Raw genomic sequence first — 16,053 nt, forward strand, 5'->3', positions numbered from 1 at the left:
CGCGGGCCCGGGACGGCGGCTGCTCAATGGGTCGGATGGATTTTGTGGGAGCGTCGCCCTCGGCGCGAACCGGACAGCCACTCGTTCGCCGGGGGAGGCGCCCGGCGATAGACGCGATATCGGCGACTCAGTCCTGCTTGCTTTGCGGGAGGGGGCCGGGGAGAGGGTGCTGCGTACCCGCCGGCAATCCCATGGGAGCGCCGAGCACCCGCTTGCAGCGCCCGCCGATCACTGCCAGGCGCAGCGAGAGAAACACCGCCGCAGCAGTCAGGCCGAGGATCAGACCCTGCCAGAACCCCGCCGGGCCCCGGGGCGCGCCAAGCAGGTCGGTCAGCCCCAGCACATACCCGCTGGGCAGCCCGATCAGCCAGTAGGCAATCATGGTCAGCAACATGGGCACCCGGGTGTCCTGATAGCCCCGCAGGGCACCGGCGCAGGCCACCTGGATCGAGTCTGAAAACTGATAGAGCGCCGCGTAGGCCAGCAGGCTGGAAGACAGCGACAGAACAGCCGGGTCGCGGGTGTAGATATGCGGCAGCTGCTCGGCCAGCAGGAGCAGGGCGGTGGCCGACACCGTGGCACAGAACAGGGCCACGGCAATGCCCACCTTGGCGGAGAACAGGGCCGTCCTGGCACCATGCATGCCGAGATTGTGGCCGACCCGGACGGTGATCGCCAAGCCCAGGCTGAAGGGCACCATGAATACCAGGGAGCTCAGGCTCAGGGTGACCTGATGGCTGGCCACCACCACAGCGCCCAGGCTGCCGATGAGCACAGCGATGAGGGCGAACATGCTGGTCTCGGCGAACAGGGAGATGCCGATCGGCAGACCCAGACCAAGCAGGCTCCGCTGCACCGGCCAGTTCGGCCACTCGAATCGCTCGAACAGACCACAGGCCCGGTACAGGCTGGCGCGTTTCAGGTGGAGGACCATGCAGGCCAGCATGAACCACATGACCAGAGTGGTGGCCACACCACAGCCGACACCACCCATGGCGGGCAGACCCAGCTTGCCGTAGACCAGCACGTAGTTGGCCGGCACATTGAGAATCAGACCGAGAAAACCTATGACCATCGCCGGTTTGGTGCGGGACAGCCCATCGGTCATGCCGCGCAGGGCCTGATAGAGGCCGATGGCGGGGAAGCCCAGGGCTACTGCACGGATATAACCCACACTCTTGGGGATCAGCGCCGGATCGACGCCTGCCCAATGCAACACGGGCTCCACCGCGCACAGCAACAGACCGGCGAGGCTGCCCAGTGCCAGTCCGAGCCAGGCGGCCTGGCGCATCAGTGCGCCGGTCTGTTCGAGACGTCCCGCCCCGTTGAGGGCCGCTACCTTGGAGGTGATGATCAGCAGCACCCCGGTGATGAACAGGAAGGTCGGCACCCAAAAGGAATTGCCCAGGGCCACCGCGGCCAGATCGACGGCACTGACACGGCCGGCCATGGCCGTATCCACGAAGCCCAGCAGGGTGTGGGACAGCTGGGCGGCGAGAATGGGCAGCGCGAGCCAGATCAGCGCCCGCAATTCTGTTACACTGCGCCGCCACCGGGTGGGGATTTCGCTGCTTGTCATGGAGAGTACTTCTGAGGGAAAAGCGACCCATCCTATCAATTTGCCGTTAATTGTCTACCTGCCCAATGAAGCACGATAGCCAGGATCTGGTTCAGCTGTTCCAACATTGCTTTGCCGACCGCTACAACACCCGGCTGGTGGGCGGGGGCGCCGAGCCCATCTACCTGCCGGCCGACGGGGAAAATCCGATGCACCGTATCGTTTTCACCCGTGATTACTTCCGCAGCGCGTTGCACGAGATTGCCCACTGGTGTGTGGCAGGCGCCGAGCGTCGGAAACGGGTGGATTTCGGTTACTGGTATGCGCCGGATGGTCGAACGGCCGAGCAGCAGGCCGCCTTCGAACAGGTGGAGGTCAAGCCGCAGGCGCTGGAATGGCTGTTCTGCGCGGCGGCCGACCATGCCTTCTGCGTCAGTCTGGACAACCTCAGTGGCGAGACCACCGACCCCGCTCCCTTCAAGCGCCGGGTGGTGGAGCAGGTGCAGACCTATCTACGCGAGGGCATTCCCGAGCGCCCCGCCTGCTTCATTGATGCACTGCTCAACCATTACCGGCCGGACGGTGGCCTGGACCCGGCTGCCTTCACTCTGGATCGGCTCTGAGCTGCGGCCCGGCGCAGGTGGACAGAATCGCCAGCGCCCTCAACAATGAACCCAACACTGCCAGGGGGATCGCCATGCACATCGTTGCCGATGAAAACATACCGCTGCTCGACGAGTTCTTCGGTGAGTTCGGCCGCCTCACCCGCCTGCCCGGGCGATTGATCGACCAGACCGCCCTGGGGGATGCCGATGTGCTGCTGGTACGTTCGGTGACCCGGGTCAGCGCGGCGATGCTGGCGGGTACGCCGGTACGTTTCGTCGGTACCTGCACCATAGGCACCGACCATCTGGATCTGCCCGGTCTTGCGGCGGCGGGGATCGAGGTGGCCAGTGCGCCCGGCTGCAACGCCCGGGGCGTGGTGGAATACGTGCTGAGCTGCCTGCTGACCTTCGCCGAGCAGTCGGCCACGCCCTGGCAGGACAGGACGGTCGGCATCATCGGCGTAGGCGAGGTCGGCGGCAGGCTGGCCGCGGTGCTGCAGGCGCTCGGGGGCAAGACCCTGCTGTGTGATCCACCCCTGGCCGAGCAGGGTCGAGAGGGGGTGATCGAGCTGGATGAGCTGATAGCGCACAGTGATGTCATCAGTTGCCACGTTCCGCTTACCCGCGAGGGTCCGCATCCGACCTGGCACCTGCTTGATGGCCGGCGTCTGGAGAGGCTGCGGCCGGGGACCTGGCTGATCAACAGCAGCCGCGGCCCGGTGATCGACAATCAGGCGCTGAGTGCCGTGCTCGGGCAGCGTCCCGACCTGCTGGTGGCGCTCGATGTATGGGAAACCGAACCTCTGGTGGATCCGGCGCTCGCCGCCCGCTGCCGCTTGGCTACCCCGCATATTGCCGGCTACAGCCTGGACGGCAAGCTGCGTGGCACCGCTCAGATCTACCAGGCCCTGTGCCGCTTCCTCGACCGGCCGGCCAGCCTGGCTCTGGAGCAGCTGGCGCCCCGCAGCGGCGCCGGACAATGGCAGCTGGAGCCGGGAACACCGCCGGATTGGGCGCTGACGCGCGCGTTACGGCTGGTCTATGACGTGCGCGATGATGATGCCCGCCTGCGCGCCATGTTGAACAGGGTGCAGGATGAGCAGGAGAGTCGGGAGGGGTTCGACAGATTGCGCAAGGAATATCCGCTGCGGCGCGAGTGCAACCTGTTACGGGTGGTGACCGCCGCTTCCGAGCCGCAACTGGCCCGGAGACTGCTGGCGGCAGGGTTCGATCTCGGGGGCTAGACCGCCTTCAGCGATTGCGGTGCGACCCACTGCTGTTCCAGCTCCATGCAGGCCTGCTGGATCATGCGCTCGGTGATGGCGATTTCCCGACCCTGCTCATCCACCAGATAGCCCCGAGCCTGCAGAGAAGGGCGGGGCAGGTTGTCACTCAGTAAACGTGGCTTCTGCTGTACCTGTTGACGCATGGATTTTCTCCAAATCAGTTCTCATCGGTAAGGCGTTGGCAACTCTGCGATGCCTGGCCATGTAAAGCATAGACATGGGTTGTGACTGCGGGATTACAGAAAATATCCCCAGCGGTTGCACAGACATGTGTCCTTGAACGAAAAACCCCCGCAGCGCGGGGGTTCGGAGACCGATGGAAACTGGCTCAGCGATAGTTGCCGGCACGCAGTGCAGCAATGCGCTGCTCCAGCGGCGGATGGGTCATCAGCAGGCCGGCCAGGCCGTTCTTCAGGTTGCCGTTGATGCCGAAGGCGGTCATCTCCCCGGGCATTTCCACCGGGATGCCCTGCTCGGCACGCAGGCGCTCGAGGGCGGCGATCATGTTGCCGGAGCCGGTCAGCTGCGCGGCGGCGGCATCGGCGCGGAATTCCCGCTGACGGGAGAACCACATGACGATGATGCTGGCCAGGATACCCAGCACCAGTTCGGCAAAGATGGTCGCGATGAAGTAGCCGATGCCGGGGCCATCGCTCTCGTTCTTGAACACCGCACGGTCAACGAAGTTGCCGATGATGCGGGCAAAGAACATGACGAAGGTGTTCACCACGCCCTGGATCAGGGTCAGCGTCACCATGTCGCCATTGGCCACGTGGCCGATCTCGTGGGCCATGACCGCGCGGATCTCGTTGGGGCTGAAGCGTTGCAGCATCCCCTCGGATACCGCTACCAGCGCAGCGTTCCTGTTCCAGCCGGTGGCAAAGGCGTTGGACGCCCGGGAGGGGAAGATGCCCACCTCGGGCATGCCGATACCGGCATCGCGCGCCAGCTCGGCCACGGTGTCCACCAGCCACTGCTCCTGACGGGTCTGCGGCTGAGTGATCACCCGGGTACCGGTGCTGCGCTTGGCCATCCACTTGGACATGAACAGGGAGATGAAGGAACCGGCAAAGCCGATCACCGCACAGAAGATCAGCAGGGCCTGCAGGTTCATCCCGCCCTGACCGTCATGGATACTGCCCACGCCCAGCAGGCTCAGGGTGATACTGGCGACCAGCACCACGGCCAGGTTGGTCGCCAGGAAAAGCAGAATGCGCATCATGTAGATGAAACTCCTAAAGAACTGGAAAACTGCGCTTATAGTTGGGGTTGCGTGGGCCGGATTCAATGGCCACTCTGTATCAAAGCGTGTCTACCACGCGCCCCTTCGCCCCCCGGGCGGGGACTCCCACAACGACACCGGGCCCAATCCCTGCGCACCGGCTCTTCGCGGACTCCGAACCGCGGGAGCACGCCCCTTCTGTAGGAGCACCGCCCCCGGTGCGAACGGGTGGGCAGCCTGCGCCTACTGCTTGTAGGTCCGCAGGAAGTTGGCAATCCGCCCGATGGCCATTTCCAGATCATCCTTGCGCGGCAGGGAGACGATGCGGAAGTGGTCCGGCCAGGGCCAGTTGAACGCAGTGCCCTGGACGATGAGGATCTTCTCCTGCAGCAGCAGGTCCAGCACCATTTTCTCGTCGTTGTGGATCGGGTAGACCTTGGGGTCCAGCTTGGGGAACAGGTACAGGGCGCCCTTGGGCTTGACGCAACTGACCCCGGGGATTTCGTTGAGCAATTCCCAGGCGGTATCGCGCTGTTCCAGCAGACGGCCGCCGGGCAGGATCAGGTCGTTGATGCTCTGATAGCCCCCCAGTGCGGTCTGGATGGCATGCTGGGCCGGCACGTTGGCGCACAGACGCATGGAAGACAGGATCTCCAAGCCCTCGATATAGCTGGCGGCGCGCTGCTTGGGTCCGCTTATGACCATCCAGCCCGAGCGAAAGCCCGCTACCCGGTAGGACTTGGACAGACCGTTGAAGGTCAGGCACAGCAGATCGGGAGCGACGGCGGCAAAGGAGTCGTGCTCCACACCGTCGTACAGGATCTTGTCGTAGATCTCGTCAGCCAGCACCAGCAGATTGTGCTCGCGGGCCACTTCGGCCAGTTGCTCCAGTACCTCGCGCGGATACACGGCACCGGTGGGATTGTTCGGGTTGATCAGCACCATGGCCTTGGTGTTGGGGGTGATCTTGCTGCGGATGTCCTGGATATCCGGGTACCAGTCCGACTGCTCATCACACAGGTAGTGCACCGGCTTGCCGCCGGACAGGCTGACGGCGGCAGTCCACAGCGGATAGTCCGGCGCAGGGATCAGCACCTCGTCGCCGTTGTTCAGCAGCGCCTGCATGGCCATCACGATCAGCTCGGAGACGCCGTTGCCCAGGTAGATATCCTCGATACCCACGCCCTGGAACTGCTTGGTCTGGCAGTAATGCATCACCGCCTTGCGCGCCGAAAACAGCCCCTTGGAATCACTGTAGCCCTGGGCAGTGGGCAGGTTGAAAATCACGTCCTGGAGGATTTCCTCGGGTGCTTCGAAACCGAAGGGCGCCGGGTTGCCGATGTTCAGCTTGAGAATCCGGTGACCTTCCTCTTCGAGGCGCTTGGCGTGGCGCAGGACCGGCCCGCGAATGTCGTAACAGACATTGGCCAATTTGTTGGACTTGCTAACCTGCATGATACTTACCTGTAAATCATCGATGATGAGAAGTGGGCTGGGACTGCGAAAGCAAAGCGAGCATCATACGACTGCGCCTGCGGCGAAGAAAGCCCGGGCGCCAAACTTCTCGGAGGAAAATGTGGACAAACTGGAAAAAAGCGAGCAGGCCTGGCGTGAACAGCTGACCGAGGCCCAGTTTCAGGTCTGTCGACTGAAGGGAACCGAACGGCCCTTTACCGGCGAGTATTACCGCAAGGGGCCCCCGGGCGTCTACCACTGCGTCTGCTGCGATGCCCCCCTGTTCGATACCGACACCCAGTTCGACGCCGGCTGCGGTTGGCCCAGCTACTGGGCGCCGGTGAGCGAAGCAGCGATCGCCACCGCCGAGGACTTCAGCCACGGCATGCACCGGATCGAGGTGCTGTGCGCCCGCTGCGATGCCCACCTTGGGCATGTCTTTCCCGATGGTCCGCCGCCGACCGGGTTGCGCTACTGCATCAACTCGGTATGCCTGCGCCTGGAGCCCCGTGGCTGAAAGCGGAGTCGGTCGAGTGCACTGCCAATCCGGCAATACGCGCTAAGCGGTTGACCTGTCATGGGTTTTGCTCTTCCATAAGCGTGACAGCTTGCCCTTCCGCCTTTCAGGAAATGATCCATGTCCGATATCAGCACCGCCGACTTCATGCAGCGCATTGTGCGCTTTCTCGACCGCTACGAGCAGAATCTTCCGCCGGTGGCGCCCCAGATAGACTGGAGTCGGGTGCAGGCGGCGCGCTGGGTCGGGCAGGGCGACAGCGGCTGGCTCAAGCCGTTGCAGATTACCGCTGGACATGGCCTGAGTGACCTGGTGGGGGTGGATCGGCAGAAGCAGTTGCTGGAGGCCAACACCGAGCAGTTCGTCAAGGGACTGCCCGCCAACAACGCTTTGTTGTGGGGCGCACGGGGCACCGGCAAGTCCTCGCTGGTACGGGCGCTGTTGGCCGCCTGGGCCGACCAGGGCCTGCGTCTGATCGAGATCGACAAGGGCGACCTGGTGCATCTGCCGGCGCTGGTGGCGCAGATCAGCGAGCAGCCGTGGCGCTTCCTGCTGTTCTGTGACGACCTGGCCTTCGAAGCCGGCGACAGCGCATACAAGACGCTGAAGACCGTACTCGATGGCTCGGTGGAGGCTACTCCGGACAACCTGCTGCTGTATGCGACGTCCAACCGCCGGCACTTGCTGCCAGAGCAGCGCAGCGACAACCTCGGTGCCAGCATGGTGGATGGTGAGTTGCATCCCGGCGAGGCGATCGAGGAGAAGATCGCCCTGTCGGACCGCTTCGGTCTGTGGGTGTCCTTCTATCCCTTCACCCAGGACCATTACCTGGATGTGGTCCGCCACTGGCTGACCAACATGGCGCAGGAGTTGGGCCTGGAGTGGCAGTGGGATGAGGAGCTGCAGAAGGAAGCGATCCGCTGGGCCCAGGCCCGCGGCAACCGCAACGGACGCTGTGCCTGGCAGTTCGCGCGGTCGTGGGTGGGCAAGGCGTTGCTGCGAAGCCGGCAGGACTGAATGAATATCCACGGCAAGACCGCTGCGGAGATCTTCGACTCTGTACGGGCACTGGTACAGTCCCAGCAGTTGCAGCCGGGGGCATCCCTGCCGCCCGTACGGGAGCTGGCGGTCGCGCTTGGAGTCAACCGGAACACCGTTGCCGCGGCTTACCGCCGTCTCGTCACCGCCGGTATCGCCACCACCCAGGGGCGCCTGGGTACTATCATCCGTGATCCCTTCCTGTCCGGTGAGCAGGAAGGGGCTTTGCCAGGTACGCCACTGACTGACCTCGCCAGTGGCAACCCCAACCTGGCCTGGTTGCCGGATGTGACCGCTGCGCTGCGGGCCAGGCCCTACCGGCCCCGGCTCTATGGCGAGCCGACCGTCAACGCTCCTCTGGCGGCCTATATCCGTCAGTGGTGCGAGCCGGATTGCCCTGCATCGTTCGAGGTCGAGTTGGCATATGGTGCGGTGGATGCTATCGAGCGCCTGCTCAGCGCCTACCTGGTGGCTGGGGACAAGGTGGCGGTGGAGAATCCCTGTTTCCTCAGTAGCATCAACACGCTGCGCAGCATGGGGCTGCAGCCTGTTGGTGTGCCTGTCGATGAGCAAGGGATGCGCGAGGACGAGCTGGAGGAAGCGCTGGCCAAGGGCGTACAGGCGGTGATCCTGACTCCGCGTGCGCACAATCCGACCGGGTGCAACCTGAGCGACAGGCGTGCCCGGGCATTGTCGCGGGTGCTGGCCCGGTATCCACAGGTGCTGGTGATCGTGGATGATCATTTCTCCCTGCTGTCGAGCGCTCCTTACCATTCGGTGATTCCACGCAATGCCAGCCGCTGGGCATTGATCAGGTCCTTTACCAAGGCCCTGGGGCCGGATATCCGGGTGGCAGCGGTCGCCTGTGACGGGGCGACCGCCCGCCAGTTACGACTGCGTCTGGCATCGGGAACGGGTTGGGTCAGCCACCTGTTGCAGGACCTGGTCGAGGCGGCGGTCATGACTCCCGAGACCATGGAGCTGCTGAGCCGGGCGCGTGATGACTATGCCAGACGGCGCCAGGCATTGGAGAGCGCCCTGCGTGATCAGGGTGTCGGTTTCATGGAGCAAGCCGATGGCCTCAATCTATGGATTCCATTGCAGACGGATGATCAGACCGTGGCTCTGGCCCTGGCCCGACGGGGCTGGCTGATCCGCCACGGGGAAACCTTCTCGGTCCAGGAGCCTGTGCGGGGGCTGCGGATCACCATTGCCGACATAGAGCCGGCGCAGTGCCAGAAACTTGCCCAGGATATCCGGGACTGCCTCGGCTGACGGCATTTCTGGCAATGCTCAGCGCAGCAGTCGGGTAAGGCGCCGGGTGATTTCGTCGATCTGCGCTTCGCTGCAAATCAGTGGCGGTAACAGCCGTATGGTCCTGCCCCGGGTTACGCTGATCAGCAAGCGCTCCTGCACCAGTGCCTTATGCACCAGGTCATCGCATGGCCCGTCCAACTCGATGCCGACCATCAGCCCCAGCCCGCGGATATCGATGACGCCAGGCACCCCATCCAGATTCGCACGCAATCCGTGCAGGAGGCGCTCGCCCAGCCGTGCGGCGCGTTCGGGCAGGTGTTCGCGTTCCATCACCTCGATGACGGCACAGCCGACCCGACAGGCCAGAGGATTGCCGCCGAAGGTGGAGCCGTGGCTGCCGGGGGCCAGCAATGCGGCGGCTTGATCCCTGGCCAGGCAAGCACCGAGGGGAAAACCATTGCCCAGTCCCTTGGCCAGGGTGATGACGTCAGGTACCACGCCGGTGTGCTGGAAACCGAACCAGGCACCGGTACGCCCCATGCCGGTCTGTACCTCGTCCAACATAAGTAACCAGTTTCGTTCATCGCAGAGCGAGCGCAAGGCTTGCAGATAGGCGGCAGAGGCCGGCCGTACACCCCCTTCGCCTTGCACTGGTTCGACCAGCACAGCGACGATATTCGGCATGCAATCGGCAGCCCGGCGTACGGCCTCGGTGTCGTTGTAGGGTAGCCGCACGAAGCCGGGCATCAGTGGCTCGAAACCGCGATGCACGGCGGGGTTTCCGGTGGCCGCCAGGGTGGCGAAGGTGCGGCCATGAAAGCTGTTTTCCATCACCAGCACCTGCGGCTGGGATATTCCCTGTTTGTTGGCATGCAGGCGTGCCAGCTTGAGCGCCGTCTCGTTGGCCTCCGCCCCGGAGTTGCAGAAGAAGCCGCGCTGCATGCCAGAGAGCGCGCACAACTGTTTGCTCAGGCGCTCCTGCCAGGGAATGCCGAACATGTTGGACGTATGCAGCAGCAGACCGGCCTGCTCGGCAATCGCGTTGGCGACCTCGGGGTGAGCGTGGCCGATATTGGTGACGGCGACGCCGGCAATGGCATCGAGGTACTCGATCCCATCCTCATCCCATAGTGTGGCGCCCAGCCCGCGAACGAAGGATATCGGCTGCCGCGTGTAGACAGGCATCAGAAAAGAAGAAGCTGTAGGCATGTTCAGGAACTTTCCGGCAAGGTGGCTGGGACGAATAGCGGGGTGCTGTATAGCAGGCGCACCCCGTTGGGGCCGCTGTCCAGGACACGTTGCTGTTCGCTGGCGACGAGGAGCTCGAGACGGTAACCGTCCGTTTCCGGCAGGCGTGCCGCAATATCCTGCACGGCCTCCCGTGACCAGGGCACGTCGGAGTCGAAATGGCCCAGCAGCCTTTCATTGCGGTGGATGATGAGTCGATGGATCTGCATGGTTTCACTCTGCAAGATGGATGATGAAATGCAATACGCGCCAGCCGTCGGTGCTGGCGTGGCATGCCCGGCTTGTGGAGAGCAGGCTGGGTTCACTGTTCCGGCCCTGTACCGGTCGCTGCCGGCCAGTAATGACTGTCGGGCGTGGCGCGTGCACCAAAGATGGCCTGACCAACGCGCACTACTGTGGCGCCTTCTTCTATGGCAATCTGGAAATCCCCGGACATCCCCATGGACAGTTCGTTCAGGGACGCACCAGCAGGGGCATCCTGGCGCAGCTGGTCGCGCAGATTGCGCAGCCGCACAAAGCAGTCGCGCACTCGTTCGGCTTCGCCCGAGAATACCGCCAGCGTCATCAGGCCGCGTACGCGCAGTGCGGAGAATGCCGGCAATCTGCGTAGGAAGGCCGCCACCTCATCGGGAGGCAAGCCGAACTTGCTGGCCTCACCGGATGTGTTGACCTGGACGAACACATCCAGGGTCCGGCCTTCGATCTGCAGACGACGCTCCAGCGCTTCAGCCACGCGCAGACTGTCCAAAGCCTGGAACTCGCTGGCAAAGCGCGCCACCAGCTTGGCCTTGTTGGTTTGCAGGTGGCCGATGACTGACCATCGCACGTCGTTCAGTTCCTGCATCGCCTCCCATTTACGGTAGGCCTCCTGGGGCTTGTTCTCGCCAAACCATTGGCATCCTGCGGCATGGGCCAGGCGCAGGCTGGTCTCGGACTTGGTCTTGCTGACGGGCAGTAGTCGCACACTTGCAGGCTCGCGGCCCACCCGCTGGCAGGTTGCGGCGATGCGAGCATGGACTGCGGCCAGATTGCGCTGGAAATCTTCTATCGATTCAGCTTGCGACCAGCGGTTGTGCAGGCCGTGCAGAAGTGGGCTCTCGCGGTAGGGGCTGCTGTCGTCTGTGCTCATAACTCAAGCCTCGGTACAGTTAAATACGATGGATCTGATTTTGTCCTAGGACATAATGTAGTATGTCCTGGGTTTTGTAAATACGGTCGAGGTGGGGCGGCGTAGCGCCGAGCTGGCAGTGCAATGGACTGGTGGTTTACCGCTGGTGGGTGGTGTTGTGGGCGCCTGTCCTACCAGCCATTGAAGACCGATTTGGGCGCTGCAGGGCAGGGCGCGGTAACAGCTGGCGGTAATGCTGCAAGACCTGCAGCTGAGGTGATGGGCTGGCAGGGCCGGCCCGGGGCGCGGCCGGTTATTCTCCGGCCCAATTTTCCGTGAGCAGCCTAGCGCTCTTGATCGGGCACTACACTGACCGGCCTGGCCGCATACCAGCCAAAGCCGAGCTGGAGCAGCTGCAATACCAGCAGGGTGCCCAGCGCCCAGTGCCAGGCTCCACTGATATCGCGCAGCAGTCCGAGGGAGAAGGGGCCCAGGGCTGCCAGCAGGTAGCCGATGCTCTGGGCCATCGCCGAAAGCGCCGTGGCCTGGATCGGATTGGCGGCGCGCAATACGAAGAATGACAGTGCCAGGCTGAGCGCGCAGCCACATCCCACCCCGATCAGCGAGGCCCACAAGAGCGCCGCTGACGGCTGCAGCCACAGCCCGGCGATGCCGACGAAGGAGGAAGTGAAGGTTCCCAGTACCAGCAGGCGCTGGTTACGCATCCTCGCCGCCAGCATGGGCACGAACAGGTTGAAGGGAATGCTCACGAGGTTGATGAGCGCAGTGGCGGCGCCGGCCTGGTGGGCATCCAGGCCGCTTTCCAGCAATATCTTCGGCAGCCAGGTGGCCATGGAATAAAAGTAGAGAGACTGTAGCCCCATGAACAGGGTGATGGCCCAGGCCACCTTGTCTCGCCAGAGACTGATCCGCGCCAGGTTGCCGAGCCTTTCCACGCCGCTCACTCGTAGCATGGGCAGCCAGAACAGCAGGCAGAACAACGGCAGCAGGGCCCACAACGCGACCGGATGGCGCCAACTGCCGAACTGCTCCATCAAGGGGACCGCCAGATAGACCCCCAGGCCCGCCCCCAGGCTGAGGGTGACCGAATACAGCCCGGTCATCAGCCCCACCTGGCGCGGGAAGAAGGATTTGACCAGGCCGGGGATCAGCACGTTGAGCATGGCGATGGCCGAGCCGAGCAGGAGGGTGCCGAGGATCACCAGCGGATACTGCTCCAGCAGGCGCAAGGCGACACCGAGGCTGATCAGCAGCAGGCCGGTAATGGCCAGTTGCTGGGGAGCGCAGCGGCGGGACAACCAGGGCACGGCAATCGACACTACACCAAAGCACAGCAGCGGCAGGGTGGTCAGCAGACTGAAGGCACTGGCATTGATAGCCAGAGTGTCGCGAATTTCCATCACCAGCGGGCCGACCACCACCAGCCCGCCACGCAGATTGGCGGCGGTCAGCAGTAAAGCTGCAACGGCGAGGGACGCAATGAGGGGGCGGTCGCTGAATGGACCGGCGGGCCGGGCTGACATGGTCATCGATTGGGCCTTCGAGGGTATTGAAGCGGTAGGGCGGGTATTGCGCAAAGCGCTGGATGTTAACCTTTCCGGCTGCTCAGTTCCACCGGCTGCCGGGCCTCGCCCGACTTGCCGAATACCCCTGCTCGATCGCGCAATGCAGGGAAACGATGGAAGATCCTCCACGGCTTCACCAATAGCCTCGTTGTCTGTGCGGCAGCGCAAGGGCAAATGCAAGGGGAGTAACGGTTGCGCTGCTGATCAGACCATAGAGGCCCCGGCTGTATGGCGAGCCCACCGTCGATGAGGTGCTGGCAGAGCATATCCGTCATGGTGCACGCCGGATTGCCGGGCAATCTTCGCGGTCGATCTGGCGCGCAGCGGCAATGGCTGGCCGCAGCCCCGGGAGAGCCGCAGCTGGAGTGGGGTAGTCAGTGAAACGATCAGGAGCAATGCGATAAAAATAAGGGCGGGAGTGCCTGGTGGAGCGGGTAAGGGAGTCGACCCCTATTTTATCCGCGTCGATTGTAACGCTATTTTTTCGACACATTATCGACGCGTGAGTTAGTGTCTGAACGCGTTTTCTGCATGGCAGTAAACCCGCCGCATTTCCTGATCTTTGCTTCTACCAGCCCGGCATTCGGTTTTCAGATAATCCTTCGCTGCGCGCCTGCAACCCCGATATTCGATAGAGCCTTTTCTTGGGAAGCTATTGCTCCGACATAGATCGTCGTAACGCAGGATCCCGTTTGACCAGCTGTATGGGCCTTCCCACCGGAATCGATTCTGGCGGTTATCCTCCCATCTCAGAGTAGTGCGATTGCTGCCTGTTAATCCCCTTGCTCGCACGTTATTTTCGCGTCGTGCCTGGACGTACTGCGCCGGCGGTGGTGGTATCGTGTTCACGATTGTTTTGGGGCGATAGTTGGTATCGTCAAAGCTGGTCTGTCTGATGCCTGACGTTGCCTCGGCAGGTGGTTCCCGCGTTGGATAATGCTCAACTATTTCCGCTATCTGTGGGCTTTCCGTCTTGGGGGGCTGTGTGAAATGCTCGGGGCTATGTATCGGTGGAGCTGCCAGATCTTTTGCGTAGTCTACCCAGCCATTCCGGTTGGCCATGAACAGGATCCCGCCGATCAGGGCGATTACCGTCACAGCTGTCACGCCGCCAGATGGCTTTTTCTTGTTCTTGATGTGTTCGGGCGCATCGTCCCAATCCATTTTCATACTTAACGCTCCCTGTCGTTTCTTCGGGCATACCAGCGACTAGCTGCTTCCTGTGTGATCGCTATCCTGCTTCGTGATTGGACAAGTTTCGATTTGCCTCATCGTATTGCGGGCTGGTCTGACCGATCTCCGGCGCAATTGTTCCACTTGCCACCCACAAGGCATATTGCGGATTAGATCTGTACAAGAACATCCAGCTCTTCGCTGCTCATCCTCGTGTTCTTATGCCTCACATTTTTCCAACGCGCGTAACCGATCTCTGATTTTCTCACCAGCTCGTCCAGCCCAGTCTTATAGATGAGAGCTAAAGCGCGACCCTGTATTGTATTTAAAACATTCTAACTCGCACGAGCCTCCATCGGGTGGCGGTGGCGATACCGGCGGCGGTAGTCCGTTGCAGGATCGAGATAGCACGGATCTCGTAAAGGACGTTGCGTGTGCTGATGAGCGTCCGGTTGAGTGCAAGGGGGACGCATATGATTGCGCTGTGTTCTGGCATGTTCGGGAGCAAAACTGTCGTTCTGATCGGTTGCTTACTGAGTCCGAGGAAACGCTTGTGGGCGGCTATTCCGTGATGATGCGCAGGTGGCTTCACCGGGAAAACGCTGATTTGTTCATGGGAAACCTGATCAGCCTCGCTGCACGTGAGCGACTCGGCGCAAAAAAGGTTTTCGACCAGCTCAAGGAATCAGTTCTATGGTCGGTGGTGCTGGAGCACTTCGAAAACAAGGGGAAAGGGGAGCGTGACGTATACCGTTGGATCAAGGATAAGCTGGCGGAACGGACTATCCGCTATGGCGTGGCTGCGTAGTGGATATCGAGCAATTGGAGCGGGTGAAGGGAATCGAACCCTCGTCGTAAGCTTGGGAAGCTTCTGCTCTACCATTGAGCTACACCCGCAGCGCTGCGCATTTTACGCAGGTTGATCGTGACTCGGCAATCGCTGTTTTGCGCAAGGTGTGGTGACAGGGGCCCCGAAGCAGGGGCCTTGTCGAACCTCTACAGCCGGGCGGCGGCGCGCATCAGCCGGCGATAGCTGTCCCGGCGCTTTTCCTGATCGAATATCGGACTGTTGACGATCAGCTCGTCCATCCCGTAGCGCTCCCTGAGGTCGGCAATCTGCTGGGCCACGGTCTGCTCGTCACCGATCAGCGTGCCGGCCAGGGTGGAAAGTACCTGGTGCCGTTCATGGGGCAGCCAGAGTTCATCCATGTTTTCCACGGGTGGGCGCAGCAGCCCGCGCTCGCCCCTGATCATGTTGAGGAAGGACTGCTGGTGCGAGGTCGCCAGGTAGTGGGCTTCATCCCGGGTTTCGGCGACAAAGGCATTGATGCCGAGCATTGCCAGCGGCTGCTGCAGCTTGTCGGAGGGCTGGAAGGCTTCCCGGTAACCCTGCATTGCGGCGAGCATGTAATCGGGTGAGAACTGGCCGGCAAAGGCGAAGGGCAGGCCGAGGCTGGCGGCCAGCTGGGCGCTGAAGGTGCTGGAGCCGAGCAGCCAGATCGGAATGTCCAGTCCGGCGCCGGGCACGGCCACCAGGCGTTGGCCAGGCTCGGGCTCGGCGAAATAGTGCCTCAGCTCCTCGAGCATCCGCGGAAAGTCCTCGCCGTCGGTGCGGCCCCGGCGCAGGGCCCGGGCGGTGAGCATATCGGTGCCTGGTGCACGTCCCAGTCCGAGATCGATACGGCCGGGGTAGAGTGATTCCAGCGTGCCGAACTGCTCGGCGATCTGCAGTGGAGAATGGTTGGGCAACATGATGCCCCCGGAGCCGATGCGAATGCGCTCGGTTCCGGCCGCCAGATAGCCGATGACCACCGAGGTGGCGGCACTGGCGATACCGACCATGTTGTGATGCTCGGCTACCCAGAACCTGTGATAGCCCATCTGCTCCGCGGCGCGGGCCAGATCCAGACTGTTGCGCAGGGCATCACGGGGCGTGGAACCCAGGGTCACGGGGCACAGATCCAGAATGGAAAGCGGTAGTGCAGAGGTTTTCATGGCAG

General features: G+C 62.7%; 16 protein-coding genes and 1 tRNA gene. 6 read left to right on the forward strand and 11 right to left on the reverse strand.

Annotation, left to right across the window (positions count from 1 at the left end; genetic code table 11):
• Positions 1 to 127: 127 nt before the first annotated feature.
• Entirely contained in the window at positions 128 to 1,579 is a 1,452-nt protein-coding gene (locus VF673_RS08800; protein WP_440291640.1) for an MATE family efflux transporter, read from the reverse strand.
• A 65-nt stretch (positions 1,580 to 1,644) separates the two neighbouring features.
• On the opposite strand from VF673_RS08800, the gene VF673_RS08805 reads away from it, so the two are divergent.
• Both VF673_RS08805 and pdxB read left to right on the forward strand, forming a co-directional pair.
• Positions 1,645 to 2,181, forward strand: coding sequence for an elongation factor P hydroxylase (locus VF673_RS08805; RefSeq protein WP_440291641.1), 537 nt, complete (start codon positions 1,645 to 1,647; stop codon positions 2,179 to 2,181).
• Positions 2,182 to 2,255: 74 nt separating this feature from the next.
• Positions 2,256 to 3,407: a 4-phosphoerythronate dehydrogenase PdxB gene (gene pdxB / locus VF673_RS08810; RefSeq protein ID WP_440291642.1), complete on the forward strand. Its 1,152-nt coding sequence runs from the start codon at positions 2,256 to 2,258 to the stop codon at positions 3,405 to 3,407.
• Here pdxB and VF673_RS08815 read toward each other — a convergent pair.
• The 3 genes from VF673_RS08815 to VF673_RS08825 form a co-directional block, all read right to left on the reverse strand.
• Complete coding sequence (locus tag VF673_RS08815; protein WP_273126634.1) at positions 3,404 to 3,592, reverse strand: PA1571 family protein; 189 nt, start codon at positions 3,590 to 3,592, stop codon at positions 3,404 to 3,406. The genes pdxB and VF673_RS08815 overlap by 4 nt on opposite strands.
• A 185-nt stretch (positions 3,593 to 3,777) precedes the next feature.
• Entirely contained in the window at positions 3,778 to 4,671 is an 894-nt protein-coding gene (htpX, locus tag VF673_RS08820; protein WP_440291643.1) for a protease HtpX, read from the reverse strand.
• 243 nt (positions 4,672 to 4,914) lie between these two features.
• Positions 4,915 to 6,126 (reverse strand): pyridoxal phosphate-dependent aminotransferase, encoded by a 1,212-nt coding sequence (locus VF673_RS08825; RefSeq protein WP_440291644.1) that lies wholly within the window; start codon positions 6,124 to 6,126, stop codon positions 4,915 to 4,917.
• A gap of 121 nt (positions 6,127 to 6,247) precedes the next feature.
• On the opposite strand from VF673_RS08825, the gene msrB reads away from it, so the two are divergent.
• From msrB to ptsJ, 3 genes are all read left to right on the forward strand, one after another.
• On the forward strand, positions 6,248 to 6,643 hold the full coding sequence (gene msrB, locus VF673_RS08830; RefSeq protein WP_440291645.1) for a peptide-methionine (R)-S-oxide reductase MsrB: 396 nt from the start codon (positions 6,248 to 6,250) through the stop codon (positions 6,641 to 6,643).
• A gap of 120 nt (positions 6,644 to 6,763) precedes the next feature.
• On the forward strand, positions 6,764 to 7,660 hold the full coding sequence (locus VF673_RS08835) for an ATP-binding protein (protein ID WP_440291646.1): 897 nt from the start codon (positions 6,764 to 6,766) through the stop codon (positions 7,658 to 7,660).
• A complete protein-coding gene (ptsJ, locus tag VF673_RS08840) occupies positions 7,661 to 8,956 on the forward strand; it encodes a MocR-like B6 salvage transcription factor PtsJ (protein WP_440291647.1) in 1,296 nt (431 codons plus the stop codon).
• A gap of 18 nt (positions 8,957 to 8,974) precedes the next feature.
• Here the strand turns inward: ptsJ and VF673_RS08845 are convergent, their stop codons facing one another.
• From VF673_RS08845 to VF673_RS08865, 5 genes are all read right to left on the reverse strand, one after another.
• Positions 8,975 to 10,147, reverse strand: a complete 1,173-nt coding sequence (locus tag VF673_RS08845; protein WP_440291648.1) for an aspartate aminotransferase family protein — start codon at positions 10,145 to 10,147, stop codon at positions 8,975 to 8,977.
• A gap of 2 nt (positions 10,148 to 10,149) precedes the next feature.
• Complete coding sequence (locus tag VF673_RS08850; protein WP_440291649.1) at positions 10,150 to 10,395, reverse strand: cytoplasmic protein; 246 nt, start codon at positions 10,393 to 10,395, stop codon at positions 10,150 to 10,152.
• 92 nt (positions 10,396 to 10,487) lie between these two features.
• Complete coding sequence (locus VF673_RS08855; protein WP_440291650.1) at positions 10,488 to 11,315, reverse strand: YggS family pyridoxal phosphate-dependent enzyme; 828 nt, start codon at positions 11,313 to 11,315, stop codon at positions 10,488 to 10,490.
• A 323-nt stretch (positions 11,316 to 11,638) separates the two neighbouring features.
• A complete protein-coding gene (locus tag VF673_RS08860) occupies positions 11,639 to 12,844 on the reverse strand; it encodes a CynX/NimT family MFS transporter (protein ID WP_440291651.1) in 1,206 nt (401 codons plus the stop codon).
• A 543-nt stretch (positions 12,845 to 13,387) separates the two neighbouring features.
• Entirely contained in the window at positions 13,388 to 14,050 is a 663-nt protein-coding gene (locus VF673_RS08865; RefSeq protein ID WP_440291652.1) for a hypothetical protein, read from the reverse strand.
• Between the two features lie 556 nt (positions 14,051 to 14,606).
• Here VF673_RS08865 and VF673_RS08870 point away from each other — a divergent pair.
• Positions 14,607 to 14,861: a hypothetical protein gene (locus VF673_RS08870; RefSeq protein WP_440291653.1), complete on the forward strand. Its 255-nt coding sequence runs from the start codon at positions 14,607 to 14,609 to the stop codon at positions 14,859 to 14,861.
• Between the two features lie 15 nt (positions 14,862 to 14,876).
• Here the strand turns inward: VF673_RS08870 and VF673_RS08875 are convergent.
• Positions 14,877 to 14,950: transfer RNA gene (locus VF673_RS08875), tRNA-Gly, on the reverse strand.
• 99 nt (positions 14,951 to 15,049) lie between these two features.
• A complete protein-coding gene (locus tag VF673_RS08880; RefSeq protein ID WP_440291654.1) occupies positions 15,050 to 16,048 on the reverse strand; it encodes an LLM class flavin-dependent oxidoreductase in 999 nt (332 codons plus the stop codon).
• Between the last annotated feature and the right edge of the window lie 5 nt (positions 16,049 to 16,053).

The sequence above is a fragment of the Halopseudomonas sp. Lyrl_26 genome (assembly GCF_051948695.1).
Classification (GTDB): Bacteria; Pseudomonadota; Gammaproteobacteria; order Pseudomonadales; family Pseudomonadaceae; genus Halopseudomonas; species Halopseudomonas formosensis.

What these genes read in the sequence shown, in the direction of transcription:
- VF673_RS08800 (WP_440291640.1), bottom strand. Translation starts at nt 1,579, where the DNA reads ATGACAAGCAGCGAAATCCCCACCCGGTGGCGGCGCAGTGTAACAGAA.
- VF673_RS08805 (WP_440291641.1), top strand. Translation starts at nt 1,645, where the DNA reads ATGAAGCACGATAGCCAGGATCTGGTTCAGCTGTTCCAACATTGCTTT.
- pdxB (WP_440291642.1), top strand. Translation starts at nt 2,256, where the DNA reads ATGCACATCGTTGCCGATGAAAACATACCGCTGCTCGACGAGTTCTTC.
- VF673_RS08815 (WP_273126634.1), bottom strand. Translation starts at nt 3,592, where the DNA reads ATGCGTCAACAGGTACAGCAGAAGCCACGTTTACTGAGTGACAACCTG.
- htpX (WP_440291643.1), bottom strand. Translation starts at nt 4,671, where the DNA reads ATGATGCGCATTCTGCTTTTCCTGGCGACCAACCTGGCCGTGGTGCTG.
- VF673_RS08825 (WP_440291644.1), bottom strand. Translation starts at nt 6,126, where the DNA reads ATGCAGGTTAGCAAGTCCAACAAATTGGCCAATGTCTGTTACGACATT.
- VF673_RS08835 (WP_440291646.1), top strand. Translation starts at nt 6,764, where the DNA reads ATGTCCGATATCAGCACCGCCGACTTCATGCAGCGCATTGTGCGCTTT.
- ptsJ (WP_440291647.1), top strand. Translation starts at nt 7,661, where the DNA reads ATGAATATCCACGGCAAGACCGCTGCGGAGATCTTCGACTCTGTACGG.
- VF673_RS08845 (WP_440291648.1), bottom strand. Translation starts at nt 10,147, where the DNA reads ATGCCTACAGCTTCTTCTTTTCTGATGCCTGTCTACACGCGGCAGCCG.
- VF673_RS08850 (WP_440291649.1), bottom strand. Translation starts at nt 10,395, where the DNA reads ATGCAGATCCATCGACTCATCATCCACCGCAATGAAAGGCTGCTGGGC.
- VF673_RS08855 (WP_440291650.1), bottom strand. Translation starts at nt 11,315, where the DNA reads ATGAGCACAGACGACAGCAGCCCCTACCGCGAGAGCCCACTTCTGCAC.
- VF673_RS08860 (WP_440291651.1), bottom strand. Translation starts at nt 12,844, where the DNA reads ATGACCATGTCAGCCCGGCCCGCCGGTCCATTCAGCGACCGCCCCCTC.
- VF673_RS08865 (WP_440291652.1), bottom strand. Translation starts at nt 14,050, where the DNA reads ATGAAAATGGATTGGGACGATGCGCCCGAACACATCAAGAACAAGAAA.
- VF673_RS08880 (WP_440291654.1), bottom strand. Translation starts at nt 16,048, where the DNA reads ATGAAAACCTCTGCACTACCGCTTTCCATTCTGGATCTGTGCCCCGTG.